The organism is Winogradskyella sediminis (assembly GCF_003387355.1).
Taxonomy (GTDB): domain Bacteria; phylum Bacteroidota; class Bacteroidia; order Flavobacteriales; family Flavobacteriaceae; genus Winogradskyella; species Winogradskyella sediminis.
Genome location: NZ_QUNH01000003.1, coordinates 179554 through 205510, shown reverse-complemented (window position 1 = coordinate 205510; position 25957 = coordinate 179554). Strand labels below are relative to the sequence as shown.

General features: G+C 34.2%; 24 protein-coding genes. 1 reads left to right on the top strand and 23 read right to left on the bottom strand.

Annotated elements, in window-relative coordinates; translation table 11 throughout:
• Positions 1-122: 122 nt before the first annotated feature.
• From C8N41_RS13650 to C8N41_RS13615, 8 genes are all read right to left on the bottom strand, one after another.
• Complete coding sequence (locus C8N41_RS13650; RefSeq protein ID WP_092443158.1) at positions 123-2783, bottom strand: DNA gyrase/topoisomerase IV subunit A; 2661 nt, start codon at positions 2781-2783, stop codon at positions 123-125.
• Positions 2784-3260 (bottom strand): hypothetical protein, encoded by a 477-nt coding sequence (locus tag C8N41_RS13645; protein WP_092443160.1) that lies wholly within the window; start codon positions 3258-3260, stop codon positions 2784-2786.
• The gene (locus C8N41_RS13640; protein ID WP_115839683.1) at positions 3257-5116 is read right to left on the bottom strand and encodes a DNA topoisomerase IV subunit B; all 1860 of its coding nucleotides are present in this window, start codon (positions 5114-5116) and stop codon (positions 3257-3259) included. Before C8N41_RS13640 ends, C8N41_RS13645 begins: the two co-directional genes overlap by 4 nt.
• 251 nt (positions 5117-5367) lie before the next feature.
• Positions 5368-5844, bottom strand: a complete 477-nt coding sequence (locus C8N41_RS13635; protein ID WP_115839682.1) for an SRPBCC family protein — start codon at positions 5842-5844, stop codon at positions 5368-5370.
• 29 nt (positions 5845-5873) lie between these two features.
• The gene (locus C8N41_RS13630) at positions 5874-7286 is read right to left on the bottom strand and encodes a glycosyltransferase family 39 protein (protein WP_115839681.1); all 1413 of its coding nucleotides are present in this window, start codon (positions 7284-7286) and stop codon (positions 5874-5876) included.
• 9 nt (positions 7287-7295) lie between these two features.
• Positions 7296-8390 (bottom strand): redox-regulated ATPase YchF, encoded by a 1095-nt coding sequence (ychF, locus tag C8N41_RS13625; protein WP_115839680.1) that lies wholly within the window; start codon positions 8388-8390, stop codon positions 7296-7298.
• A gap of 438 nt (positions 8391-8828) precedes the next feature.
• Positions 8829-9206, bottom strand: coding sequence for a hypothetical protein (locus C8N41_RS13620; protein ID WP_115839679.1), 378 nt, complete (start codon positions 9204-9206; stop codon positions 8829-8831).
• A 144-nt stretch (positions 9207-9350) separates the two neighbouring features.
• Complete coding sequence (locus C8N41_RS13615; RefSeq protein ID WP_092443169.1) at positions 9351-9863, bottom strand: lactoylglutathione lyase family protein; 513 nt, start codon at positions 9861-9863, stop codon at positions 9351-9353.
• Between the two features lie 159 nt (positions 9864-10022).
• Between C8N41_RS13615 and C8N41_RS13610 the strand changes: the two genes are divergently transcribed.
• Complete coding sequence (locus C8N41_RS13610) at positions 10023-10295, top strand: winged helix-turn-helix transcriptional regulator (RefSeq protein ID WP_249033284.1); 273 nt, start codon at positions 10023-10025, stop codon at positions 10293-10295.
• Positions 10296-10407: 112 nt separating this feature from the next.
• Here the strand turns inward: C8N41_RS13610 and C8N41_RS13605 are convergent, their stop codons facing one another.
• The 15 genes from C8N41_RS13605 to C8N41_RS13535 all read right to left on the bottom strand — a co-directional run bounded on the left by C8N41_RS13605 (position 10408) and on the right by C8N41_RS13535 (position 25915).
• Positions 10408-11013 carry a DUF6515 family protein gene (locus tag C8N41_RS13605; RefSeq protein WP_115839677.1) on the bottom strand — a complete coding sequence of 202 codons (606 nt, stop codon included), beginning with the start codon at positions 11011-11013 and terminating at the stop codon, positions 10408-10410.
• A 237-nt stretch (positions 11014-11250) separates the two neighbouring features.
• Positions 11251-11550 carry a hypothetical protein gene (locus tag C8N41_RS13600; protein ID WP_115839676.1) on the bottom strand — a complete coding sequence of 100 codons (300 nt, stop codon included), beginning with the start codon at positions 11548-11550 and terminating at the stop codon, positions 11251-11253.
• Positions 11551-11681: 131 nt separating this feature from the next.
• A complete protein-coding gene (locus C8N41_RS13595; RefSeq protein WP_115839675.1) occupies positions 11682-12410 on the bottom strand; it encodes a LytR/AlgR family response regulator transcription factor in 729 nt (242 codons plus the stop codon).
• Positions 12411-12413: 3 nt separating this feature from the next.
• The gene (locus C8N41_RS13590) at positions 12414-13448 is read right to left on the bottom strand and encodes a sensor histidine kinase (RefSeq protein ID WP_115839674.1); all 1035 of its coding nucleotides are present in this window, start codon (positions 13446-13448) and stop codon (positions 12414-12416) included.
• A gap of 14 nt (positions 13449-13462) precedes the next feature.
• The gene (locus C8N41_RS13585) at positions 13463-13861 is read right to left on the bottom strand and encodes a DoxX family protein (protein ID WP_115839825.1); all 399 of its coding nucleotides are present in this window, start codon (positions 13859-13861) and stop codon (positions 13463-13465) included.
• Between the two features lie 4 nt (positions 13862-13865).
• Complete coding sequence (locus C8N41_RS13580; protein WP_115839673.1) at positions 13866-15164, bottom strand: Lcl C-terminal domain-containing protein; 1299 nt, start codon at positions 15162-15164, stop codon at positions 13866-13868.
• Between the two features lie 27 nt (positions 15165-15191).
• Positions 15192-16412 carry an ABC transporter permease gene (locus C8N41_RS13575; protein WP_115839672.1) on the bottom strand — a complete coding sequence of 407 codons (1221 nt, stop codon included), beginning with the start codon at positions 16410-16412 and terminating at the stop codon, positions 15192-15194.
• A gap of 2 nt (positions 16413-16414) precedes the next feature.
• The gene (locus C8N41_RS13570) at positions 16415-17158 is read right to left on the bottom strand and encodes an ABC transporter ATP-binding protein (RefSeq protein WP_115839671.1); all 744 of its coding nucleotides are present in this window, start codon (positions 17156-17158) and stop codon (positions 16415-16417) included.
• A gap of 5 nt (positions 17159-17163) precedes the next feature.
• Positions 17164-18369 carry an efflux RND transporter periplasmic adaptor subunit gene (locus C8N41_RS13565; RefSeq protein WP_115839670.1) on the bottom strand — a complete coding sequence of 402 codons (1206 nt, stop codon included), beginning with the start codon at positions 18367-18369 and terminating at the stop codon, positions 17164-17166.
• Between the two features lie 11 nt (positions 18370-18380).
• Positions 18381-19709 (bottom strand): TolC family protein, encoded by a 1329-nt coding sequence (locus tag C8N41_RS13560; RefSeq protein ID WP_115839669.1) that lies wholly within the window; start codon positions 19707-19709, stop codon positions 18381-18383.
• A 209-nt stretch (positions 19710-19918) separates the two neighbouring features.
• The gene (locus C8N41_RS13555; protein WP_115839668.1) at positions 19919-20806 is read right to left on the bottom strand and encodes a carbohydrate kinase family protein; all 888 of its coding nucleotides are present in this window, start codon (positions 20804-20806) and stop codon (positions 19919-19921) included.
• Position 20807: 1 nt separating this feature from the next.
• Positions 20808-22304 carry a mannitol dehydrogenase family protein gene (locus C8N41_RS13550; protein ID WP_115839667.1) on the bottom strand — a complete coding sequence of 499 codons (1497 nt, stop codon included), beginning with the start codon at positions 22302-22304 and terminating at the stop codon, positions 20808-20810.
• A gap of 14 nt (positions 22305-22318) precedes the next feature.
• On the bottom strand, positions 22319-23287 hold the full coding sequence (locus C8N41_RS13545) for an ABC transporter permease (RefSeq protein ID WP_115839666.1): 969 nt from the start codon (positions 23285-23287) through the stop codon (positions 22319-22321).
• A gap of 25 nt (positions 23288-23312) precedes the next feature.
• Positions 23313-24833 (bottom strand): sugar ABC transporter ATP-binding protein, encoded by a 1521-nt coding sequence (locus tag C8N41_RS13540; protein ID WP_115839665.1) that lies wholly within the window; start codon positions 24831-24833, stop codon positions 23313-23315.
• 17 nt (positions 24834-24850) lie between these two features.
• Positions 24851-25915, bottom strand: coding sequence for a substrate-binding domain-containing protein (locus C8N41_RS13535; RefSeq protein WP_115839664.1), 1065 nt, complete (start codon positions 25913-25915; stop codon positions 24851-24853).
• Between the last annotated feature and the right edge of the window lie 42 nt (positions 25916-25957).

Sequence of the window (25957 nt, the reverse complement as noted above, 5' to 3'; positions counted from 1 at the left end):
GCATTTAAAACAAAACTTACTTCCTCATATCAAGAAAACCAAGTCGTCCAAGTTAAGACAAACAAAAAAACTGCACAACACAAAGAGTATTATACAGCTTATATACAGCTCAAAACAATTTTTTAAAAGAGTGTTACCTGACCTTGACCATCGGTTTCAGAATCATCCTCACCATCACTTTTAGACGAGTTATTAGACTGAGCTTCTCCTTCTGAAGTTGCAGAAGGAATCGTTACTTCATCAACTACCTCCAACTCATCAGCATGCACTTCTTCTGGTGCTTCATAAGGCAAAGGATCCATTATATTAATCTGATTCACTTTATCTTTAGTAAGTTGATTTCCAAGAGCATTAATCCCCTTTACCGAAATAAATTCTTCAAGATTAACCTCCATGTTTGGTTTGCGATCTTTACCACGTTCTTTTGTGAATTCTACTTCAGCCATAGGCCTCCAGTCTGTAGACACAATCTCTAGCTGCGAATCTTGATGATCGGAAATAAAACTCTCCTCCTTCCCCTCGTGCTCAATAACAAAACGCTTCACATAATAGCGCTCTTTTTCTCCATCAAAGTAAATAGCAGAGATAGGCTTTTTAGGGACCCACTTTTCTAAGACAATCATGTCACTATCAAAATGGGTTGTTAATTCTGGTATAATTGTTTTTACAATTCCCGATTGATTAATGACAAGGAGTCGATCTTCTCCTCTAAACTCACCAATCAACTCACCTCTACCATCGACGTTTAAACGCTGAACAGTATCGTCAAACCAAATCTTACGCGGTTTTAAAGTTGACACTCCTTTTTCTTTAAGTTCCACACGTTTAATGGCGTATTTAGTAACTCGATTTCCTTTTGAGGTTCTGCCCTTTATCAAGACATCTGCAAAATCTAAGTCCCATTTAAGCTTCTTGATACTACCAACTTGTCTAAGCATAATCGTCACAACTTCTGCTTCTCCGTTCGGATTTGCAGAGAAATACCATAACATAGACCCTTTATTACCATTGGTTAAATCGTACTCCCGGTCTCGTGTCATACTAGTTACAGCAAATCGTTTTACATACGATGGCCCACCTTTACCATCGCGATAAATCATATTGTAAATGGTACGCTTGTCTTTTTTCTTAAACACAGCCACATGAATAATATTCTTACCAATAAAGGTTTTAGAGTCTACTTTGGTCACCATCATGGTGCCTTGTTTCGTAAAGACAATGATGTCATCAATATCACTACAATCGCAAACATATTCGTCGCGTTTTAAAGAAGTTCCTATAAAACCTTCCTCTCTATTTACATAGAGTTTTGTATTCCTTATAACCACTTTTGTCGCATCAACATCATCAAAGATTCTGATTTCTGTTTTACGTTCTTTACCTTCACCGTAATCTTTTTTTAGTCGTTCAAAATATGCTATAGCATAGTCAGTTAGATTCGCTAAGTGATGTTTTACTTCAGCTATTTGATCTTCTAAAGCATCTATCTTTTGCTGTGCCTTATCGATGTCGAATTTAGAAATACGCTTAATTCTAATTTCTGTTAATCGCGTAATATCATCAACTGTTATGGCGCGTTTTAAATGTGTAATATGTGGCTGAAGTCCTTTGTCGATTGCCGCAATAACTCCATCCCAAGTTTCCTCTTCTTCAATATCGCGATAAATTCTATTTTCAATAAAAATACGCTCGAGTGAAGCAAAATGCCATTGCTCTTGAAATTCTGCCAATCGGATTTCTAATTCACTCTTTAAAAGCTGAACCGTATTATCTGTAGAACGACGTAGCATTTCACTAACCCCTACAAAATAAGGTTTGTTATCTTCAATAACACAGCCTAATGGAGAAATAGAAGATTCACAACTTGTAAATGCATAAAGCGCATCAATTGTTTTATCCGGAGATAAACCTGACGGAAGATGAATTAAAATTTCAACTTCAGCAGCTGTATTATCCTCAATTTTTTTAATTTTTATTTTTCCCTTGTCATTCGCCTTAAGTATAGAGTCTATAAGTGACGATGTCGTAGTACCATAAGGGATTTCAGTAATTTTTAAAGTATTCTTATCACGTTGAGAAATTAAAGCTCTCACTCTTACTTTACCACCACGCATACCATCATTGTAGTTTGTAAAGTCCGCAATACCAGCGGTTGGAAAATCTGGTAATAGCGTAAAGCGCTTGCCTTTTAAGTGCTTCACGGAAGCATCTATCAACTCAATAAAATTATGAGGCAAAATTTTTGTAGACAATCCTACTGCAATACCTTCACCTCCTTGAGCCAGTAATAAAGGAAACATAACTGGCAAGTTAATAGGTTCTTTTCGTCGTCCATCGTAAGATGCCTGCCATTCTGTAATCTTTGGATTATACACCACATCTAAAGCAAACTTAGACAGTCGTGCTTCAATATAACGAGAAGCTGCCGCGCGATCACCTGTTAATATATTTCCCCAGTTCCCCTGAGTATCTATTAACAAGTCTTTTTGCCCTATCTGAACCATGGCATCTGCAATACTTGCATCTCCATGAGGATGATATTGCATGGTATGCCCTACAATATTCGCTACTTTATTATAGCGACCATCATCTAAGTCTTTCATGGAGTGCATTATACGACGCTGCACAGGCTTAAAACCATCTTCAATCGCAGGTACTGCACGTTCTAAAATTACGTAGGATGCATAATCTAAGAACCATTCTTTATACATTCCGGTAACCTTGGTAATGGTTTCTTGGCTACCATCGTCCTCGTTTAACAACTCGTCGTGCTCTTCTATCATCTATATCTCCAACTTTTTGCTTTTATTTTCCTTTATTATCTTCTTTAAAGACTGTCTTACATATTTTACTTTTTTATGTTTTAAAAGTGTAATATTAAAACGTTCCCTAGATACTTTACCATTACTTTGTGTGGTATAGACAATTAAACTTTTATAAAAATAATAGTTAATAATCTTATAACCACTAATTTTATGTCTTGCGACCTCTACTTTATTTTCTCTATAATTAAAATGATCTGTAAGTATTAATCCGCTGTTGGTAATAATAACATTAGCACCATCACTATCATACTCAAAAAATCGCGCGACAAAATGCACAACAACTACTGCTACTAACAAACCTATAATTACATATAGCGAACTCCCTTCTATTAAATTATAAGATCGGAATACCGTAGCGAGTAAAACGGCTGCGATAATTAAGATAAAATAGATAGAGATTATGGTATTTTTTATTTCTCGGTTATCTGTTCTCATAATTCATCTTCAATAACATCTAATTCAACTTTAAGATTATCTATAATAAATTCTTGACGTGTTGGTGTATTTTTCCCCATATAGAAGGACAGTAATTCTTCAATAGACATATCCTTATCTAACATTACCGGATCTAAACGAATATCATCTCCAATAAAATGCACAAACTCATCTGGCGAAATTTCACCTAAACCTTTAAATCGCGTAATTTCTGGTTTTGGTTTTAATTCTTCCATAGCATTGCGTCGTTCTTCCTCCGAGTAGCAATAAATGGTTTTCTTTTTATTTCGAACTCTAAATAAAGGGGTTTGTAAAATATATAGGTGCCCTTCTTTAATAACCTCTGGAAAGAATTGCAAAAAGAATGTAATAAGCAGTAATCTAATATGCATACCATCGACATCGGCATCCGTTGCAATCACCACATTATTGTAACGTAGATCCTCTAAGGATTCCTCAATATTTAAAGCCGCCTGAAGCAAATTAAACTCCTCATTCTCGTACACAATTTTCTTACTTAAACCGTAGCAGTTTAAAGGCTTTCCTTTTAAACTAAATACCGCTTGAGTGTTTACATTTCGAGATTTCGTAATACTACCAGATGCAGAATCACCCTCAGTGATAAACAATGTAGTATCTAAATACCCATCTTTTTTAGTATCACCAAAGTGTACGCGACAATCGCGCAACTTCTTATTGTGCAAACTCGCCTTTTTAGCTCTGTCTTTTGCTAATTTCCTAATACCAGACAATTCTTTTCGTTCGCGTTCTGCTTGAAGAATTTTACGTTGCAGTTTTTCTGCCGTATCTGGATTTTTATGTAAATAATTATCTAAATATGTTTTTACAAAATCGTTTATATAGGTTCTTACCGTAGGCAAATCGCCACCCATATCCGTAGAACCTAATTTTGTTTTTGTCTGGCTTTCAAAAACAGGTTCCATCACTTTTATAGCAATCGCAGACACTACTGATTTTCGAATATCTGAAGCTTCATAGTTTTTACCGTAAAATTCCCTAACGGTTCTTACCAAAGACTCTCTAAATGCAGCTAAGTGCGTTCCGCCTTGCGTGGTGTTTTGTCCGTTTACAAACGACCTATACTCTTCACTATATTGTGTTTTACTATGTGTGAGCGCCACTTCAATGTCATCACCTTTAAGGTGAATTATAGGATAAAGCATATCTGTTTCGTTAATACTTTCAGATAATAAATCCTTTAATCCATTTTCGCTAAAAAACTTTTCACCGTTAAAAACAATGGTCAACCCTGGATTTAGATAAACATAGTTTTTAAGCATTTTTACCACATATTCACTGCGGTACTTGTAATTTTTAAATATAATTTCATCAGGAATAAAAGAAACCTTAGTTCCCTTTCTTCTAGAAGTATCTTCTAATAATTCTTGATTAATAAGATTTCCTTGTTCAAATTCTGCAGAGGCCGACTTACTATCTCTTGTAGACTCTACTCTAAAATAAGAAGACAATGCATTCACCGCCTTAGTACCCACACCATTTAAACCTACCGATTTTTTAAAGGCTTTTGAATCGTATTTTCCTCCAGTATTCATTTTAGACACAACGTCTACTACTTTTCCTAAAGGAATACCACGACCATAATCGCGCACAATAACACGTTCTCCATGAATAGAAATCTCAATAGTTTTACCAGCTCCCATTACATACTCATCAATAGAGTTGTCTAAAACCTCCTTAAGTAAAATGTATATACCATCATCTGGAGAGGAGCCGTCACCCAATTTACCGATATACATACCAGGACGCATTCGGATGTGTTCTTTCCAATCGAGTGAGCGTATGTTATCTTCAGTATAGTTTGACTGTTCTGCCATAGTAGTTAGGACGGATTTAATGATGGAACGCTAATATAAGATTATAGCTTAAAAAATGAAATATGGTTGACGTAAAGTAATTAACAAGTTATGAGAAATTGAAGATGAAGCTACAAAAGAACTCTAAACGAAGTAAAATAGTCCGTTTATTTAGGAATTTTAAGTAATTCTATATTCAAAACTCATAAATATTCTTAGCGTTTTTAAAACTTATAAAGTAGCACTAAAAACCTAATTAAATCTAAAATGGTTTAAATAGCTAATTTTTCTGCTGCAGTCTTTAGATACGCATTCCTAGTCGTTAGCAAATTTTTCATATAACGTTTTAAAAATAGGAAATTTACAAATTTACCCAAGATACCTAAAGGCGACTCAAACTCAAAAACATCTGTCATTAAAGTATAACTTTTCTTAGATTGCTCATCTGTTTGTACTTCAAAAATATGCTCGTGTTTAAAAGATTTAAAAGCTCCAAAAATCATTTCATCTACAAAATAGTATGGTCTTTTAAAAGCTGTAATTTTTGAGGTCAACTGCTGTTTCACACCAAAATGAGTAGCTTCCCAAGTTACCGATTCACCTAAAGCTATAACACCCGACGTTTTTCCTGCAACAGCTTTTTCATTAGAATGCGCGAGCGAATCTTTATGAAAATCAATATTGCGCGCTAAATCAAAACACATGTTTATTTCAGCTTGGATTATTGTTTTAATTTCAATTATAGCCATGATTCTATTAATAAAAGTATTAAAATGCCTTATGGTCTTTTATACAATTCCATAAAAACCCCTAATTGCGAATATCGCTTTACCAATTCCCATTTCGACATAATTTCATGAAGTTCTTCGTCTTTAGTCTGATTATCTATATTAGAAAGTAATATAAATGCATTAGTCGCTGGATTAAAATCCGCATAACGATCCGCTTCTGTCAACATTTTAAACTCTGAATAGTTACGTGCATTCAATAGAATGCGTGTTCCTATTGTAGAAGGCTTAATTCCAGCAGAATCAATATAACGTTCCATTTGATCTTCGATGGTATAACTATTTAAATAAGCTAAAGAGCTATCCCAAGATTGAGAGATCGTTGCAGGATAAATCCAAAAATGACCAGAAATAAACATAAAGACCATTGTAGCATAAAGCAATGTTTTTTTAGCCAAGTTATAATGGGCAATTAAGTTGATAAGTAAAATCACGGCCAACAAATAACAAATCATAAAATACCGATCACCAAACGGATTAGAAAAAGGAACCATCCCTACAAAAAACACAATTGCAAACACAAAAAAACCTATAGCTATTCTATCGATTTTAATAGATCTATTTGATTTGTCTTTTAAGTATTTTACCAACAAGGGTACTAAAAATATAGCAATGATAAAGCGTCCGTAATCCAAAAAGCATTTAGCATACACAACACTATTAACAAACCATTGTTTTAAACCTACAGATTGCCTATGAGCGTTATAGTTTTCATTCTGAGAAATTAAAAACCAGCCTAATTTTTCATATTGAAACCAACAAAATATAGCAAAACTTATGAACGCAAACACGTAACCCAAATAGATGGGTTTTGCATTTTTAATTAATTTTAATCGTGTGTAGACAACATGAATTAACGCTATAGCTACAACCACATAAATACCTCTAAGATTAGTAAATAGCAACCCTGATAATGCCAACGCAAAAATGAATTGTTGAGATTTAATGAGCGCATTTAATCCTAGCAGCGTAAAAAACAACAGCAACATATCGTTGTTTAAATTAGTAGTTTGCGCTACAAATGTAGGCTCTAAACACACTAATAAAACTGCAAGTACCGAAACCGTTTTTAAAAAATTAGATTTACAAAACAACACTAATTGCCAAACGACACCAATATTAACGAACAACAATAATAAGCGTGATGACCAAAGGGCTTTTTCAAAAATGGTCCAAAATAAAGCCAATAAGGTAATCCACAATGGAGGATGTCCAGAATTATATTCAGTAGGCACAATAAATTCGGTAAGACCATTAGCGTAAATCCAACTCGCACGCGATGATTTAGTAACGCCATCCCAAAAAAAAGGTGTCTGTTTTAACAGTAGAAACTCTACAATTAAAACACACACCAAAAAAAATAAAATCTGTTTAAAGCTTATCTTTTTTAAATCCTTTATCATTTGTGCAAGTTACACATTAAACAAGAAATGCATCACATCTCCATCCTTAACAACATAATTCTTTCCTTCTACACGCATTTTACCAGCTTCTTTTACTTTAGCTTCACTACCGTAAGTCACGTAATCATCGTAAGCAATAACCTCAGCTCTAATAAAGCCTTTTTCAAAATCCGTATGAATAACTCCAGCTGCCTGTGGACCAGTAGCTCCAACATTAACCGTCCAAGCTCTCACCTCTTTAACACCAGCGGTAAAATAAGTTTGCTGATTTAACAACTTGTAAGCCGAACGTATTAATTTAGCAGAACCTGGCTCATCTAATCCTATATCCGCTAAAAACATTTGACGCTCTTCATAATCGTCTAATTCATTTATATCTGCTTCAGTTCCTACTGCTAAAACTAGTACCTCAGCGTTTTCATCTTTTACAGCTGCTTTCACCTTATCTACGTAAGCGTTACCAGAATTTGCAGCACCTTCATCTACATTACACACATACATTACCGGCTTATCTGTAATAAACTGTGAAGGCTTTACGTAATCTTCGTAATCTTCTTCAGAAAAATCAATAGCTCTCACAGAAATACCCGCTTCAAGATTTTCTTTTATTTTTAAGAGCACTGCTTCTTCTTTTTGCGCTTCTTTATTTCCTGTTTTGGCAGCACGCTTTACTTTATCTAACTTCTTTTCAGCCGTTTCTAAGTCCTTAAGCTGCAATTCCATATCAATAGTTTCCTTATCTCTAATCGGATCTACAGAACCATCAACATGCACTATATTATCGTTATCAAAACAACGCAAAACATGCAAAATAGCGTCGGTTTCTCTAATATTCGCTAAGAATTGGTTCCCTAAACCTTCACCTTTACTCGCGCCTTTCACCAAACCTGCTATATCCACAATCTCTACAGTGGCAGGCAATACACGCTCTGGTTTTACTAATTCCTCTAATTTCTCTAATCTTGGATCAGGCACATTTACCACACCTATATTAGGCTCAATGGTACAAAACGGAAAGTTTGCACTCTGCGCTTTAGCATTAGATAAACAGTTAAATAAGGTTGATTTTCCTACGTTTGGTAATCCTACAATTCCGGCTTTCATCGAGTAAATTTATTTAATAGTTTCCGCCAAAACGGAAATCTCTTTTTTGCGAGTGCAAATGTAGTTAATTCGTGCAATAGTTAGATTATATTTTTTGAAATGATTTACGGTTGTATTTAAGGAAATATAATTTTAAATATCTCTGATTAGATTAGTGTTCTAATTTATTAAATAAGCACCTATTGTAAAATAATGTCTCACCATTCGCAAAGCAATTAAACATATAAAAAACCAATTTTATTATCCGTTAAAAGTTGCTTTAAATATTTTTATCAATCTAAATATTTATACCATATATATACCGACTTTATACCAACTATAAACTAATATTATTACAGATTTAATAGCATAAAGAAACACTTCTAAAAAAAATCCCAAGCCAAAAACTCAGAATCTAATATAATATGAAACGTAGAACATCTCACTGCCTAAAACAATCTAAGCTTGTGTTACATTTTTAAAAGTAGGATACCCTTCTGTTAAGGTACCAATTCCTTTTTTATTGATTTTAAACGTAACATCTTTTTCCGTGGTGAATAACAGCACCGTTAAAAAAAACGTTTTTAAATGCGACTTAATAATAGGCAAAGCCTCAACTAACGTCATTTCCTCTTCTATATCTTCTGTGTCTTTAGGTCTAAAACTATATTTCAACAGCACCTTAAACCCATCGTCTCCATATATAGGTCTAAGAAAAATATTTTTTAATTCAGGTTTACCAATGGTTTTAGCCATGGTTAGTTTTGCAAAAGTTCCTTCTTTTATACTTTCTTCTACATGTTGCCAAAACACTTTAAAATCATCTTCGTAAGTCATAACTATAGTTTAGTGTGGTTAATGATAATGATTTTGAAGTAATTCTAATAGTAAATTGCCCCTAATTTTATCCATAAAAGAAAAATCCTAAGCCATAAGACTTAGGATTACCGTTTTGCGTGCTTTCACACGATTTAAAAATGTCTATTTTGCATAAGCACCAGACGAATAGGTTAATTCATAACTGTGGGTGTAAATTTCAAACACAATACCAAACGGATCTTCAACATATACCATTTTGTATGGTTTATCATCTGGATAATACGCTCTAATTGGCATGCGCTGCTTTCCGCCATGCGCTACTATTTTTTCTGTTAAACCCTCTATATCCGGATCTTGCACACAGAAATGAAACAAACCAGTATTAAACGGATTAAACGCTGGTGCTTCTTTTATTCCATGAGGAAAAGAAAACAACTCTATACCAACACCATCTGAAGTAGACATGTGGGCTATTTCAAACGTGTCCCAATCATCACCAAAAACATCTATACACATCTGGCCAATGGCAGTTTCTGTCTCTTTTTTTACTGTTGAAGGTTCCATAATGATATACCAACCCATCACTTCAGAATAAAACTTTACAGCTTGTTTAATATCTGGCACTGTAATTCCGATATGCGAAAATGATCTTGGATAATCTTTATTTAATGTCATAACTTATAATTTTTAGATTACAAAAATACTTTATATTTGCCTTATTAGCAATAACTTACCAAAAGACACCATAGTTACCAAAACGAGTAAAACAATGATTACCAATAGAATAAAACACATATTTTGAAGAAAGAAATGAATTGCCCCTTACATTACACTATGAATTTAATAGGAACAAAATGGAAACCTTTAATTCTATTTCATTTATTAGAAGGCGGTTTGCGTTCTGGCGTCTTGCAGAAAAAAATACCAGGTATTTCAAATAAAATGTTTACGCAAACGGTAAGAGAGCTAGAAAAGGACAACCTAATTACTAGAACTGTATTTCCTGTAGTACCACCAAAGGCGGAATATAAATTAACAACTAAAGGTAAGTCGCTAGAAGATATTTTAAGACGCCTAGACCAATGGGGTTTAGTGCATTCTAATTAGAAAAAATTCCAATGCCATTCAACCCTATCTAAATCAAAAAAGAGAATAGTTATAATAACTATCCTCCTTTTCTTCCAATCAATCAATTTAAACAAATCAAATTCAATCTTATCTACTCCATTTCAATGATACCAACAACTTCATAAGCTCTTGTTCCATCAATTTGAACTTTTTCGTATAGTATATTGGCGTATTCGTAATAAGTTAATCCGTCAATTGTTACTTTTTCGTAATCATCAGGTAGTTCGTAAACGACAGTGCCTATTTCCGGGTCTACAACTTCGTATTCGTTATTAATTTGAATATAAAAAATACCGTGCGCATTGTAATAATTATGGTCGTTATAACGTATACGTTTATAACCTACAGGTAAGGTTTTTATTCTAAATCCAACTTTTGGTGCAATTACAATATAACGCCCTCTCGCTTGAGTATAAAACTTATTATTAGCGTAGTAATAATTTTGTCCCTTATGCTTCACTACGGTTTTATTAGGTACAGACCTTACAGAAACCACCTTCCGTGTTGGTTTTTTATAAGTCACCTTATTACTAGACACTCTATTGCTTGTACCAGACGTTCTACGCGTTGTGGTTACAGTCCGTGTAGTTTCAACTTTTTTTGTAGCATTCGCCCGTTTCGTTTGTGCTGATATCGACGATGAAACAAATGCCAAAAATAATGATGGTAAAACGAATGCTTTTATAAATACTTTCATAATCTTCGGTTTTAAAAGGTTAAACTTTACAATCAATAATTAGACGTTAATTCTTATTGATAGTTTAAAAGTATTTGAAATAATGTTGAAATAAAATACTAATAGACGCTTCCCTTAATTGTATCTACCAACAGGACGTTTTTATAGATTTTAAGCCGAGTAGAATTTGATGTGTGATACAAAAAAAAAGGCATCCATTTAAACCGGACACCTTTTTCAGCTATTAAACTAGGGGAATTATTTTAACAAATTCAATATTCCTGTTAACTCAGTTAAGTTTAAAGTTGAACTATTATCTGTATCCAAAACATTGAAATTATCGGCCACAGAACCGATGGCCTCAGAGGTACTTATGGCTTCATCATTATTAGTATCCAATAAACTAAATAAGCTAGCAATTTGCTGAACGGTTGAATTAGAACTTAAAGAGCTCAATAGCGTTGCAGACTGAGACACGGAAGATGTATTTACATTTTTAACACTGTTACAACGCAACAGGGTAAATACAACAGCTAGTGATAATACTATTTTCTTCATAAGAGATATGCTATACATTTAAAGTTGTACAAATGTAGTTCTGTTTTACTTTCTTATAAAGCAAAATAGACGAATAGGATAATTTCACCGTTCAATAAGCGAAACTCATAGACGAACAATAAAACACTATATTACAGAGAGTTATTATTGATAAACTGTAAGAATTTTGGCTTATACTGCTCCGATACTGTAATGCGTTGCTCATTAATTATAATTTGGCTACGCTCAATAACATCGATATTATTTAAAGAGACAATAAAAGACCGGTGAACACGCATAAACTGTGTTTCCGGAAGTTCTTCTTCTAAAGATTTTAAGCTCATCAAGGTTAAAATAGGTTTAGGGTTATCCTTTAACCATATTTTAATATAATCTTTTAGACCTTCAAAATAAAGAACATCTGCTAGTTTGACTCTTATTTGTTTGTATTCCGATTTAACGAATAGGAATTCTTTCTCTTCAGACAATATACTCTCGCGTTTACCATTTACGAGTTCAAACCAAGTATTCGCCTTATTAGCTGCTGCAAGAAACTCTGCATAATCAAATGGTTTCAATAAATAATCGATGGCTTCTACTTTAAACCCTTCTAAAGCATAATGATCAAAGGCAGTAGTAAAAATAACACGTGTATCCTTTGGTAGCATTTTTGAAAACTCAATACCAGTAAGATCTGGCATTTGGATATCTAAAAACAATAAATCTACCGGATTAGATTTTATGTATTCCATGGCTTCAATAGCACTACTACATTTCTTTTTAAAATCTAAGAACGGAGTTTTTTCAACATAACTTTCTACCAAATTGAGCGCCATAGGCTCATCATCGACAACAATACAAGAAATTTTAATAGTGCTCATTATTTAATTCATTTCAATTTCTAAATGTACTGAAAATCGGTTATTATTTAAAGCCGTTTTAAACTTGTGTTTTTGAGGATACAATAACTCTAGACGTTTAATGAGATTCTGTAAGCCTATACCAGAACCACTTTGATCATTAGTCTGTTTAGGATAATTATCATTTTCAATATCGAAGGTTACAGTGTTGTCTTCGCAGGTCATCTCAATGGTAATTAAGCTTTCATTACTAGCCGACACACCGTGTTTAAACGCATTTTCAATTAATGAAATAAAAAGTAAAGGTGCAATTTTAATTCCGGTTTCTTTCAATGGAAAACTATAATTCACAACCGTTTTATCTGAAACACGAAGCTTCATAAGGTCAATATACTTTTTCATGAATTCAATTTCTTTAGATAAAAGAATTAACTCTACATCCGTTTCATACAACATGTAACGCATTAATTTACTTAAGCTATGGATCGATGTTTTGGCTTGGTCTGGCGATAGATCTACCATTGCATAAATATTATTTAATGAATTAAAAAAGAAATGCGGTTGTAGTTGGTAATGAAGATGCTGTAATTCTGATTTTAATTTAAAATTAGTCGCTTCCTTACGCTCTGCTTCCGTTCTCACCCAACGCTTTGTAGTTTTTATAGCAATAGAAAATAACAGAGGCGCCATATACATAAGCAATTGTATATAGAGAAACATTTTAAAAGGTGGTTTATCACCATCTTCAGTAGGACGACCTTTTATAAGATCCTCAAAATACAGCCCTTCTATTAACTCTTTAAAAACTATAGCACAAGTGATTAATACAACATTTACACCAATGAATAACAACATTTTTTTTGTAAATAAATATTGATCGATGATTAAAAAGTAGTTACCATAGAAGATACCAGCTGAAAACAGCAAAGGAATCCAGAAATGTGCTATTAACCTATTTATATCTTGTTCTTGTCCATAAGACAACATATATGGCATACATAAAAGCACAAGCCATACTAGTGCATGTGACAGAATTGTTACCGTTATATTTTTTTGCATTATCATTTAATGTTTTAATCCCAAATATTTTTGGTAGATATGGCGTACTTTCCTGCTCCCGTAAAGAACAAAGCTAAAGCTCCGAAGGCATACAGCAAAATAAGTTCTATCTCTAACCCTCCTGTTCTTGAAAGCGCAAATATATCTCCTGAATGTTTCATGAGCAAAGCCACAACCATTCCGAAGAAAAATACCAAAGATGCTAATCGGGTTCTAAAACCTATAATCATTAATATTGGTGCCACTAATTCAGTGACATATACTCCATAACCCACTATTTGAGGTACACCAATGTCTGACAACATGCCTTGTATGCCATCAAGATGCCCTAATTTTGCCACTCCATGAAAGAGCATTAATCCTGCTACTGTTATTCTTAATAGTAGTAATCCTAAGTCTGTGTTCTTTTTCATTTTGCTATTTTTCAATCGTTCTTACTAAACGTACATAATTATAAATACGAATGGCATCTCCTTGAGGTCCGTCACCTTCCGCATAGTCCTCAGGGTTACCAGTTTTTGGGTCGCTACGTTGAGAACCAGCACCATGTACATCTATCCATCCATTTCCATTCATGTTACCTAAACTTTTACCAAAGGCGACATAGACTGCTTTTGTACCATTTTCTTTGGTAGCGTGTGTGGTACTCGTATAATACCAAGGAAAATCTTTATTTCCTTTTTCATTAATAATTTCAGAACAATTAAAGATTGAGTTTATTGCAGCCGAATTTGTTGTAGCAGGAGAGCGCGTATAGTCCACTATACTTTGCAATTCTTTTGCATCTGGCAATCTCCAGTCATCATAACCAGCAAATTCTTTTCCTTCCGCATATTTTAAAGCATCTTGCCATAACATCGCTTCTCCATTGTCATCTTGCATCCACATTAAATCTGTAGCTTTATCTGTTATGGTTCCGTCATTATTATCTACAAAATCATTGATACCATAATTTTTATTCCCTCTTACAAATAAATAATTAAATTTTTTATCTCCAGGACCATGTGGTGCGCGCAAACCATACCCTTTAATACGTCCGTCTGCAAAGTTAACACCAAACATAAGTTGCTCAACTTCTTCACTTACATATGTGGTTGTTGTAGAACATTGCATATCAATAAGACGCTCACGTGCATCTAAATCACCGTAGGCAAAGTCAAACGTGCTATTATCCAAAAAAGGTATAAGCTTCTCCTCTGATCTACTTTCTGGTGCAATATCTCTACCACTGTATAAAATTAAGGAATACATTTCTTTTATTGTTGGCAGACTCCAATCGTCATAACCAGCAAACGAAACACCTTCATCAATAAGTTGTAATATTTCTTTATATGTTAGTTTATCATCTACTTTAATTTGTCCATCTCCATTATGATCAAAAGATTGTTGCCACATGAGTCCGGTAACCATATCAGTCACTGTCCCGTCACCATTATCTACATATTTAGGTTCGTTACCTAAGTAATTAGCATTTTGCCCATAAAAATCATCACCTAACTCTTGCTTTACAGTTTCTTCGATATTGTTAAAAAACGTAGTTTGATTAGTACCAACTATTGGGTAGTTATTGACATCTGGTAAATTTTCTGTTACGCTTTTAATAACTTCGTTTGTAGATGTGTTTTCTTCTTTATGCGTTTTATTTCCGCATGAAGTGGCAATTAAAGAAACAGTTATTAAACTCAATATAACATAATTTTTTTTGTAAATTTTCATATTATTCGATTAAAATTAGCGATTATATTACTCGTAGCGCAATGCCGTTATTGGGTCTAATGCCGATGCTTTTCTGGCAGGATACCATCCAAAGAAGATACCAGTTATTGCACACACAGCAAAAGAAATAATTATAGAATACAAGGCGACGCTGGTAGGCCAATTTAGAAATTCCTCAATAAATACCGTAGCACCAAGACCTAATAACACGCCGATTACACCTCCCGTAATACTGATTAAAATAGCTTCGATTAAAAATTGCATTAAAATATCAGCTCCTTTGGCACCAACCGCCATTCTAAGCCCAATTTCTTTCGTTCTTTCTTTTACTGAGACGTACATAATATTCATAATTCCAATACCACCAATTAGCAACGAAATACTAGCAACCGCTACCAATAAAATGGTTAACATTTCGCTAGTAGAACTAAATGTCGAAATCAATTCCTCCATAGAACGCACGGTAAAATCATCATCTTCAGAATCTAACAACTTGTGCTGAGCACGTAAAATTTCGGTAACTTGTTCTACAGCTGCCGGTGCATCATCTTCACTTACCGCCGAAGCCATTATCTGATTGAGATAATCAATAGCTAAAATACGCTTTTGTACTGTGGTAAATGGTGCAATAACAATATCGTCTTGATCTTGACCAAAAGTATTTTCCCCTTTTTCCTCCAGTACTCCAATGACTTTAAATGGAATATTATTAAATCTAATCATTTGCCCTACAGGCTCTTCACCATTTGGAAAAACATTATCAACAACAGTTTGTCCAATTAAAGCCACTTTAGAGGCAGATTTGACTTCAGCATCCGTAAACATACTACCACTTTGCAACCCAACAACTTTAATACTTAGATAATCGGGATTAACACCATATATTGAACTTGGCCAGTTATTAGAACCATTGATCACTTGTCCTCCACTATTTACTACCGGAGTTATAGCGTTTAACAAATCGGCATCTTTCTTAATTTTTTCGTAGTCCTCTAACACTAAAGTTTGTACATCGCCTCCACTTCCTCTTGCCGGACCACTATCGTCTGCTCCAGGCCTTACGGTAATCATGTTAGAACCCATTGCAGAAATAGTACTTCTAATACTTTCTTTAGAGCCTTCTCCAATAGCCAACATCGCAATAACAGATGCCACACCAATGATAATACCCAACATAGTTAGTAAGGTTCGGGTTTTATTAAGCACAATGGCTTTTGTTGCTATTTTTAATAAATTTAAAACTCTCATAATTAATGATCTTGTTTAGGTAGTTTAGCTAATTCTTCAGCGGCAGATTGAATATTATGATTTTTATAATCTTGCATAATCTCTCCATCTTTTAAAACCACAGTTCTGCTACTAAATGTTGCTATATCTGGCTCGTGCGTAACAAAGGTGATTGTAATCCCTTTTCTATTTAATTCTTGAAACAAAGACATAATCTCATATGATGTCCTTGTATCTAAATTCCCTGTGGCTTCATCTGCTAAAATCATTACCGGATTGTTTACCAGCGATCTTGCTATAGCCACACGTTGCTGTTGTCCTCCTGAAAGCTGCGAAGGGGTATGATGCAATCGTTCGCCTAAACCAACCATCTCTAAGGCTTTGATTGCTCTCTCCCTTCGCTCTTCAGAAGTTATTTTACTATTGTATAATAGCGGAAGCTCTACATTTTCTATAGCAGAGGTTCTGGCTAATAAATTATAAGATTGAAATATGAATCCAATTTTTTCATTTCTTATGGTGGCTAACTGATTTCTATTTAAATCTTTTACACTCACCCCATCAATTTCATACAACCCTGATGTGGGTTGATCTAAACAGCCTAAAATATTTAGCATTGTACTTTTACCAGATCCGCTAGAACCCATTATGGTTACAAACTCTCCTTCTTGTATAGAAAATGAAATTCCTTTTAAGGCATGAACCGTTTCGGTACCCATGGTAAACTCACGCTTTAAATCTTGTATTTTTATGATTTCTTTACTCATGGCTTTTATTTTTTTCGACTTCCTCCTGGTGGTTTTGGCATAAACGGACTTTCACTTTTGTCCGCTGGTCCTGCTTCTGATTTAGAAACACCTTTTAAACTATACACTAGTTTATCCCCCTCTGATACACCATTTAATATTTGAACATTTACACCATCACTAGCTCCGAGAATTACTGATTTTGGGGTGATTGATCCGTTTTTTCCTAATACCCAAAGGCTAGTTTCACTTGATGACTGTTCTTCATTATTAGGGGCCAACTGATGTTGATTATTATAAGCCATTAAAGTCTCTCTCTCAGGTTTAAAATTAATTGCTTTGGCTTCAACCGTGAGCACATCATTTAATTCTAAAGTAAAAATTGAAATGGTCGCCGTTAAACCTGGTTTTAATTTAAGATCTTCATTATCTGCTTTAACAACTACTGTATAAGTCACAACGTTAGATGTCACTGTAGGATCTAAACGTACTTGTGTCACCACACCATTAAACGTTTCTCCGATATACGCATCGACCGTAAATTCTACACGTTGACCTTCTTTCACTTGCCCTATATCAGCTTCGTCAACATCCGCTTCAACTTGCATTTCTTTTAAATCTTGAGCGATTGTAAATAAAGTTGGTGTACTATAACTAGCCGCTACAGTTTGGCCTTCTTCAATATCTCTAGATAATACCACACCATCTATAGGTGAATAGATATTGGCATATTCTAAATTGGTTCTTGCAGATTGTAAATCTGAAAGGCGTTGCGTCACCGTCCCCTTTGCTGTTTGGTAGTTAAAATTAGCATCATCAAAATCTGATTTACTAATCACCTGATTATCGTATAAAGTTTTCTGTCTGTCGTAAATTGTTTTCGTATAATTTCTCTGACTTACCGCATTGTCATAAGCTGCTTGTGCTTGCGTTAGTGAAGCTTTTAGATTGGTTTTATCTAACTCAGCAATTAACTGTCCTTCTTTAACTTCAGAGTTATAATCTACATATACTTTTTCTACAACACCAGATACTTGTGTACCTACATCAACTTGGTTTATAGGTTCTATGGTTCCGGTTGCCGTCACCATCGTAGTGACATCAGCTTTCTTTGCTAATACTGTTTCAGCCTCTATTATTATGGAGTCTTCACCTTTTAAAAAGCTAAAAGCTATGGTTGCAATTACCACTAATACGAGACTAGTGATTATAAGTTTCTTTTTATTTTTCATGAGTGTTTTGATTAAAGTTTGATCTCTTTTCCTTGATAAAATTGTAATAATTGTTGGTATAAAATATTCAAGTATTTTGCTTGTAAATAATTTTGCTGTGCATTGGTAAATGTATTTTGACTGATAACCAAATCCGTAGTACTTAAAGCGCCTAATTCGTATTTCTTTTGAGCTAGAGCATAAGATTGTTCCGCAGCATCTTTTGAGGCTAATGCAGCAACTAACTGCTCTTGCGTAGAGAGCGCATTCTGATATGCTGTTTCTACCTTTTTATAGACTTCTTTTTCTACGAGTTGTTGGCTAATCTGTGCTTTTTCAATATTAATCTGGGCTGATTGCACAGCAGCTTTGGTTTGATTTCTATTAAAAATTGGAATATCTAAAGAGAGCCCAATTCTTTGATTAAAGTTTAAATCAAACTGATCCGAAAAGCTATTATCATTAATACTAGTATAACCAGATCCTAAACTACTTACCAAAGACAAGGTTGGCAAATAAGCACCTTTAGCAATTTCTAATTCTTTTTCACTGACTTCTACTCCTATTTTACTTGCATTTACTTCTGGTAGAATGCCCAGCGCATTATTGTAAATCTTCATTTTATCGAGTTCTATAGTCACATAATCCAAATCAGAACTTAAGGTCTCAATTTCTATATCTTGAGTAGGATCTAATTCTAATAACTGCTTTAACGCAATAACATATTGTTGGTACGTGTTTTTCGCTGTTATTATGGCGTATTTATTAGACGCTGCTTGACTTTGAGCTTCGGTATAATCGCTTAATGCAATAGAGCCTGCATCTAATCTGGCCTTAGCGCGTTCAACTTCCTTCTCTGAAGCCGCTAAATTATTTTCAGCGATGGTAATACCTTCTTTAGCGTACAGAATTTGTAAATAGTTTTCTAATATGCTTATAATGATATTATTTTTAACTTCTTCTTCAAGAAACACGCTTTGATTAAGCAATAACTCGTTTTGAGCTATCTGATTATTTATCTGATTACCTTGAAATATGGTCATAGAACTATTCAAACTTACATTTGTACTGTGAATTTGTTCACTAACAAAATCACTCGTAATAGGATCTATAGAATTACCATTGGAAAATGTTTGAGAAGCAGAACCATAAAGGTTGGGCAATCTTGAAGACTTCGCTTTACTATAATCTACTTCGGCTTGACCCTTATTTAAAGAGGCATCCTTTATAGTAATATTATTTTCTAAAGCATATTCTAAACAATCATCTAAACTCCAAATATTAGAAGTATCCGGATTCGTTTCCTGTGCCGGAACAATCTGAACAATTAATAAGATTAATATGATAAAAAAACGTTTCATGTTTGAGTGTTTATGATTTTACACTACAAATTTGAAACGATATGCTTATTATATAAAGTACAATATATGTTTGGCTTGATTGCCTATACCAAAACCCCTATTGTATCGATGAGATTTTTCAAATTTCCCATAAAGCACCACAAAAGGACATAAAAAAAGCCTTATAAAAACATAAGGCTTTAATTGCTATTAATCAAAACAAGTACAATTTAATAGCCTGAGCTAATAAATTTACCTATATCTTCTTGTTTTATTTCAGGATTAGCACCTTCACTTCCTGCAACTATAGCACCAACCGCACAGGCATAATCTATAGCCTCTTGCGGTGCTGCATTCTTCAATAATTTATTTATTAGAGTCGCTAAAAATGAGTCTCCAGCTCCAACAGTATCTACAACATTTACCTTATAACCTGCATTATAGTAAAATGCATTATCCAAATATAAAATAGCACCATCACCTCCTTTTGTAACACATATGGTCTTCGTATAGGTGTGCTTAGCGATGAACTTTATATTTTCTTCTAAAGACATTGAGTCAAAATTTAAACTCTTACAAATTTCAAAAATCTCATCATCATTAAACTTTATAAAACTTGCTTCTCTCATTAAGTGATTTAAGATTTCACCGGTATAAAACGGAGCCCTTAAATTGACATCAAAAATCTTAAACTTTGCCAATTTTAGTAATTTGTACAAGGTATGTCTCGATGTTTCATCTCTTGTAACCAAACTTCCATAAATAAATACGTCTGCAATTTCCGTTACAAGCTTAACTTCTTCAGTAAGTTGAATATTATCCCACGCTCTTGGCTGTTTAATTTCGTAAGTAGCTGAACCAGCATTATCCAAAGTCACTTCTACTTCACCTGTTTTAAGTGTATCATCTACTTGAAGGTTTTCTGTATTAATACCATGTTCTACAATATGAAAAACGATTTTTTTCCCATCAGAATCTCGTCCAACTCTCGTTATTATAGATACTTGGTTTTTTAATGATTTCAAGAGCAATGCCACATTCAATGGCGCACCTCCTATTTTCTTATGCTTAGGAAAAACATCCCACAGCACTTCTCCAAAACAAACTATATTTTTCATATTAATACTGTTTTATAGATTTAAGATTATATGAGGCTATACTTGCTGCCACACCCAAATTTGTAATGTTATTATAAGCCTCTTTATATGCTGACACAAAGGTGCTCGAAGATTTTAAGTCCCCAAAAACAGATTCTATATCTAGAAATGCTTCAGGTTCATTTACGGCAATTTTGGCTTTGGCATGTAATTCCTCTTGTAACACATCGTTGATATTGAGTTGCGTTCCTCTTTCATCTGTCCCCAAACTGTAAAGTGCCCAAGCAGCTGTTACAAAAGCTGCTAACTGTACAACTCCTTGATGTTTTAGTTGCGAATTAATAGTAGGCAAAATAAAAATGGGATATTTCGCTGAGGTTTCAGAACAAATTCGGTCAATTTGGTCTTTGATATTTACGTTTCCAAAACGCTGTAATAACGATTGCTTATAAGCCTCTATATCAATACCTTCTAAATCACCTAAGGTAGGTGTTACTTCAAAATCCATATAATTTTTTAGAAACGTCTTAAGTTCTTGGTCATTAACCGCTTCATCAATGGTATAGTAGCCCATTAATGCTCCTAAAATTCCCAATACTGAATGCCCTGCATTTAATAAACTAAGTTTCATTTTTTCATAAGGCACCACATCTTCAACAAATTGTGCGCCTACATTTTCCCAAGCAGGTCTACCTGCACTAAAATGATCTTCAATAACCCATTGCTTAAAAGGTTCGCAAACAACAGGCCAAGCATCTTCAATTCCAGAATCTGCGACTAAAGTTGCGATATCTTCTTCTGAAGTTTTAGGTGTAATACGATCTACCATAGCATTAGGAAATGCAACATAAGCCGTTAGCCATTCTACCAAATTGGGAGCAGCTTTCTCCACATAACTTAGTAACATTTTCTCAATCATATGACCATTCCCTTGAATGTTATCGCAAGACTGAATAGTTATACCAGCTAAACCACGTGCTTGTCGTAGTTTTAAAGCCTGAGTGAGATATCCGAAGATGGTTTTTGGATGATCTGGATTTTTTAAATCATGCTTAATAAGTGGGTTTGTAAAGTCGAAAGCTTTTGTTGCTTCATTGTAATTATAACCTCCTTCGGTAATGGTTAAGGTGATAATTTTAACCTCTGGACTGGCCATTTTCTCAATGACTTTTTTAGGGTTTTCTGGTGCGAATAAACACTCTACAATAGACCCAATAACGCGTTTGGTATGCGTGCCATCTAATTCTTTTACAATTAAAGTATATAAACCATCTTGTGCTTTTAGAGTATTGTAAATTTTGGTATCAAAATCTAATAATGCCACGCCACAAATCCCCCAATCTTTTACATTATTATCATGTAACAATTGATCTGTATAAAACGCTTCGTGCGCTCTATGAAATCCACCAATCCCTACATGAACAATTCCTGTTTTTAGAGCAGATCTATCGTATTTTGGTGTAGCAATTCTTTCTGAAATTGCAGATAGGTTTTTAGCATTTAATTTTAAACTTTTCATAACTGCTTTTATATTTATTTACTTTCGAATCTCTGTAATAATACTGCGAAAATGATGATAGCACCTTTAACAACTTGCTGCGGATAAGAAGGCACGTTCAATAAGTTTAAAATGTTTCCTATTAAGCCTAAAATGAGCACTCCCATAAGCGTATTAATGGCGGTACCTCTTCCTCCATTTAAACTAGCACCACCTATAACTACGGCTGCAATAGCATCCAATTCCCATGCCATTCCCATATTAGGTGATCCTAAGTTGGTTCTTGATGCCACAATAATAGCAGCGGTTGCAGCTAAAGCTCCGGAAATAGCATAGACTAAAAATTTATACTTATTAACCTTAATTCCCGATAATCGCGAAGCTTCTTCATTACTTCCTATCGCTATAATTAATCGTCCAAAAACATTGTAACGCAACATTACCATAGCCATAATAACGATTAAAAAAAAGACGATAGCGATGTTAGGAATACCTAAAGTGGAATTGTTTGCAAAGTCGGACATAAATTGACCACCAACCGTTGTAAACGTTACAGGTGAACCTTTGGAGTAAATAAAACCCATACCTCTAGCAATTGTCATTAAGGCTAGCGTAGCAACAAATGGCGCCATTTTCTGATAGGCAACGAGATAACCAGAAATACTTCCTAACCCAAAGCCAATAGCTATAGTTAATAAAATAGCTACTGGAGCTATAAAAATATTAATTAAAATCGCAAAGGTCACGGCAAGCAGAGCTACCATAGATCCCACAGACAAATCAATACCACCTGTAAGAATAACGATTAACATTCCGATACTAATAATACCTATACCAGATACTTGTTTTAATAAGTTAGAAAGATTTACTGAAGTAAAAAACACATCAGATATTAGTGCCGAAAAAATAACTAGTAATATAAATATGAAAATTGTATTATATTTCACTAAAAACTTTAGAATACCACCTGGACTGCTCAGTTGTTGTTTTAATGTTAGTGCCATAATATGTTTGTTTTTATTAGTTTGTTTAGATTGCTTTTAGAGGTTCGCCAATAGAGTAGCGTAATATGTTTTCTTCCGAAAATTGTTCTTTTTTGAGTTCGCCGTATAACGTTCCTTCGTGCATTACGAGAATACGATCTGAGATACCCATAATTTCTGGCATATCTGAAGATATCACTACAACACCCACACCTTTTTTAGCGACCTCATTGATAAGATTATAAATTTCAATTTTAGCACCAACATCGACTCCTCTTGTAGGCTCATCAATGAAAATAACTTTACTATCAATACTTAGCCACTTGGCTAATGCTACTTTTTGTTGATTTCCACCACTTAAATTCTTTACATCAACTTCCGAGTTTGGCGTTTTTATATTCAGTTTCTCAATTAAGTTTAAAACTTTTTTGTACTCATGTTCTATATTAATAAATCCGAGCTTACTAGAAATAGAATCAAAACTTGTAACGCTGATATTACGTCTTATGGATAAAGGCAAAAACACCCCTTCTTCCTTTCGGTCCTCAGACACAAAACCAATTTGATAACCTGCCGCGTCTACAGGTGAATTGGTTTTTATTTCTTCACCTTCTAAAATTAAAGTGCCCGATTTCTTTTTATCAGCACCAAAAATAAGCTTCGCTGTTTCTGTTCTTCCGCTACCACCCAAACCTGCGATTCCAAGAACTTCACCTGGTTTTACATTGAATGACACATTATGTACCATGGTATCCTTTGCTGTTAAATTTTTAACTTCAAATACCGGTACATCTCCAATTTTAACATCTCTTTTTGGATATAAATCTTTTAATTCGCGCCCTATCATTAAGCGAATTACTCCGTCTTTGTCGGTTTCGGCAATTGGCATACTACCTGTATCCACACCATCTCTTAATACCGTTACGGCATCTGCAATTGTAAACACTTCATCTAAATGGTGAGAGATATAAATTATAGAAACTCCTTGTGCTTTAAGTTTAAAAAGGATTTTAAATAACTTTTGAATATCGTTAGGGTCAAATACCGTAGTAGGCTCATCTAAAACTAAAACCTTTGTGTCTTCTGATATGGCCTTCGCTATTTCAACTACTTGCTTCTGAACAATACTCAGTTGCTTCACCTTAACACTAGCATCAATTTTAAATCCTAAAGAATCCAATAATTCTTGAGCGTCTTGAATTAGGCCTTTCCAGTTCATCCAAGTTTTGTTCGCGCCTAATTTGTGCAAGTAAATATTTTCGGCTACAGATAAATCATTTACCAACGATAATTCTTGATAAACGACATTTATCCCTAAAATCTGTCCTTGATGTGTATTCTTAGGAGTAATTTCTGTGCCATCTAAAACCACTGAACCCGAATCTTTTTGGTGCACTCCACTCAATATTTTGATTAATGTAGATTTTCCAGCACCATTTTCTCCTAATAAGGCATGTATTTCTCCTTTTTTAACTTTGAGGTTTACATTTTTAAGTACAGACACAACACCAAAACTTTTTGATATTCCTGTCATTTCAAGACGGTATTCATATTCTGAATTTTTCATATCAAATGTTTTAATTATTAAAATATAGCTTCAGGATTGTAATATTTGGCTGCATTCTCCTTGGTAATCAATAATGGAGCTGTATAAGAATTCTTATCAAAATCGCGCTTACCATTCATATACTGAACAGCGTATTTTACCGCATTCTTTCCTATTTGAACAGGACTATTCATTGCAGTACAACCGTAAAAATCAGTTTCCATAATATACTTTATGGCTTCTTTTTGGCCGTCAGCACCTGCGACGATTAAAATATCATCTGTTTTTCCTGCTTGAGCGATTGCTTTAATAGCACCTAAAACACAAACATCAGATTCTGTAATTACCACATTAATATCTGGATGCGCTACCAAAATATCTTCCATAGCTTTTAATCCACCAGCGTAAGACCATTCTGTATACGCCTGTGTTTTCACATTTAAGTTAATTTTTCCTTGGGTCCGTAATTGCTCGTCAGTAATTCCTAGCATTAAACCCTGTTTGCGTTTAAGTCCTACTGGATTACCAGCATTACCACTTAATAAGGCTATATTCATTTGTTGTTTGCCAAACTTTTTAGCCAACCACTCACCTGCTAATTTGCCGTTAGCCAAATTATTAGCCTGTATTGTCGTTACATATTCTGCAGAAGGATTTATAGAGCCATCTATAATAAACACAGGAATTCCTGCAGTTTTAGCCATTTTAGTAACACCAACTAACGCTTCTGGATCTATAGGATTTAACAACAAAGCATCTACTCCTTTTGTAATTAAATCTTCTACAGCTGCGATTTGCTTAGAAATATCATTTTGACCATCAGCTGAAATAAATTCCATACCATTTTTTTCTGAAGTAGCCTTTATACTTTGCCATAAAGCCTGATAATATGGAGCATTAAGTGTTGGAGAACAATAACCAATTTTTTTACCTCGAAGATCAATTTCACTTTCTATAACATCACCAGAGGTTCCCGCTGCTTCAGCTGAAGATTCTGAATCGGCAAGTTGTTCCGCACAACTATAGAAATTAAAAATCAATACCATAAAAAGCAGCTGAAAAAGTCGCTTCTGAATACTGGATTCAATTTTAAGTGTTTTCATAATTCTAGATTTTATAATTACGATCTCGTAATTTGCTTATTA

Bases quoted from the DNA above. Each gene is read 5' to 3' on its own strand.
- C8N41_RS13555 (WP_115839668.1), bottom strand. From the start codon at position 20,806: ATGAAAAATATAGTTTGTTTTGGAGAAGTGCTGTGGGATGTTTTTCCT.
- C8N41_RS13585 (WP_115839825.1), bottom strand. From the start codon at position 13,861: ATGAAAAAGAACACAGACTTAGGATTACTACTATTAAGAATAACAGTA.
- C8N41_RS13635 (WP_115839682.1), bottom strand. From the start codon at position 5,844: ATGGCTATAATTGAAATTAAAACAATAATCCAAGCTGAAATAAACATG.
- C8N41_RS13645 (WP_092443160.1), bottom strand. From the start codon at position 3,260: ATGAGAACAGATAACCGAGAAATAAAAAATACCATAATCTCTATCTAT.
- C8N41_RS13640 (WP_115839683.1), bottom strand. From the start codon at position 5,116: ATGGCAGAACAGTCAAACTATACTGAAGATAACATACGCTCACTCGAT.
- C8N41_RS13560 (WP_115839669.1), bottom strand. From the start codon at position 19,709: ATGAAACGTTTTTTTATCATATTAATCTTATTAATTGTTCAGATTGTT.
- C8N41_RS13570 (WP_115839671.1), bottom strand. From the start codon at position 17,158: ATGAGTAAAGAAATCATAAAAATACAAGATTTAAAGCGTGAGTTTACC.
- C8N41_RS13620 (WP_115839679.1), bottom strand. From the start codon at position 9,206: ATGACTTACGAAGATGATTTTAAAGTGTTTTGGCAACATGTAGAAGAA.
- C8N41_RS13615 (WP_092443169.1), bottom strand. From the start codon at position 9,863: ATGACATTAAATAAAGATTATCCAAGATCATTTTCGCATATCGGAATT.
- C8N41_RS13630 (WP_115839681.1), bottom strand. From the start codon at position 7,286: ATGATAAAGGATTTAAAAAAGATAAGCTTTAAACAGATTTTATTTTTT.
- C8N41_RS13540 (WP_115839665.1), bottom strand. From the start codon at position 24,833: ATGAAAAATTCAGAATATGAATACCGTCTTGAAATGACAGGAATATCA.
- C8N41_RS13610 (WP_249033284.1), top strand. From the start codon at position 10,023: ATGAATTTAATAGGAACAAAATGGAAACCTTTAATTCTATTTCATTTA.
- C8N41_RS13650 (WP_092443158.1), bottom strand. From the start codon at position 2,783: ATGATAGAAGAGCACGACGAGTTGTTAAACGAGGACGATGGTAGCCAA.
- C8N41_RS13545 (WP_115839666.1), bottom strand. From the start codon at position 23,287: ATGGCACTAACATTAAAACAACAACTGAGCAGTCCAGGTGGTATTCTA.
- C8N41_RS13605 (WP_115839677.1), bottom strand. From the start codon at position 11,013: ATGAAAGTATTTATAAAAGCATTCGTTTTACCATCATTATTTTTGGCA.
- C8N41_RS13600 (WP_115839676.1), bottom strand. From the start codon at position 11,550: ATGAAGAAAATAGTATTATCACTAGCTGTTGTATTTACCCTGTTGCGT.
- C8N41_RS13580 (WP_115839673.1), bottom strand. From the start codon at position 15,164: ATGAAAATTTACAAAAAAAATTATGTTATATTGAGTTTAATAACTGTT.
- C8N41_RS13590 (WP_115839674.1), bottom strand. From the start codon at position 13,448: ATGCAAAAAAATATAACGGTAACAATTCTGTCACATGCACTAGTATGG.
- ychF (WP_115839680.1), bottom strand. From the start codon at position 8,390: ATGAAAGCCGGAATTGTAGGATTACCAAACGTAGGAAAATCAACCTTA.
- C8N41_RS13565 (WP_115839670.1), bottom strand. From the start codon at position 18,369: ATGAAAAATAAAAAGAAACTTATAATCACTAGTCTCGTATTAGTGGTA.
- C8N41_RS13550 (WP_115839667.1), bottom strand. From the start codon at position 22,304: ATGAAAAGTTTAAAATTAAATGCTAAAAACCTATCTGCAATTTCAGAA.
- C8N41_RS13535 (WP_115839664.1), bottom strand. From the start codon at position 25,915: ATGAAAACACTTAAAATTGAATCCAGTATTCAGAAGCGACTTTTTCAG.
- C8N41_RS13575 (WP_115839672.1), bottom strand. From the start codon at position 16,412: ATGAGAGTTTTAAATTTATTAAAAATAGCAACAAAAGCCATTGTGCTT.
- C8N41_RS13595 (WP_115839675.1), bottom strand. From the start codon at position 12,410: ATGAGCACTATTAAAATTTCTTGTATTGTTGTCGATGATGAGCCTATG.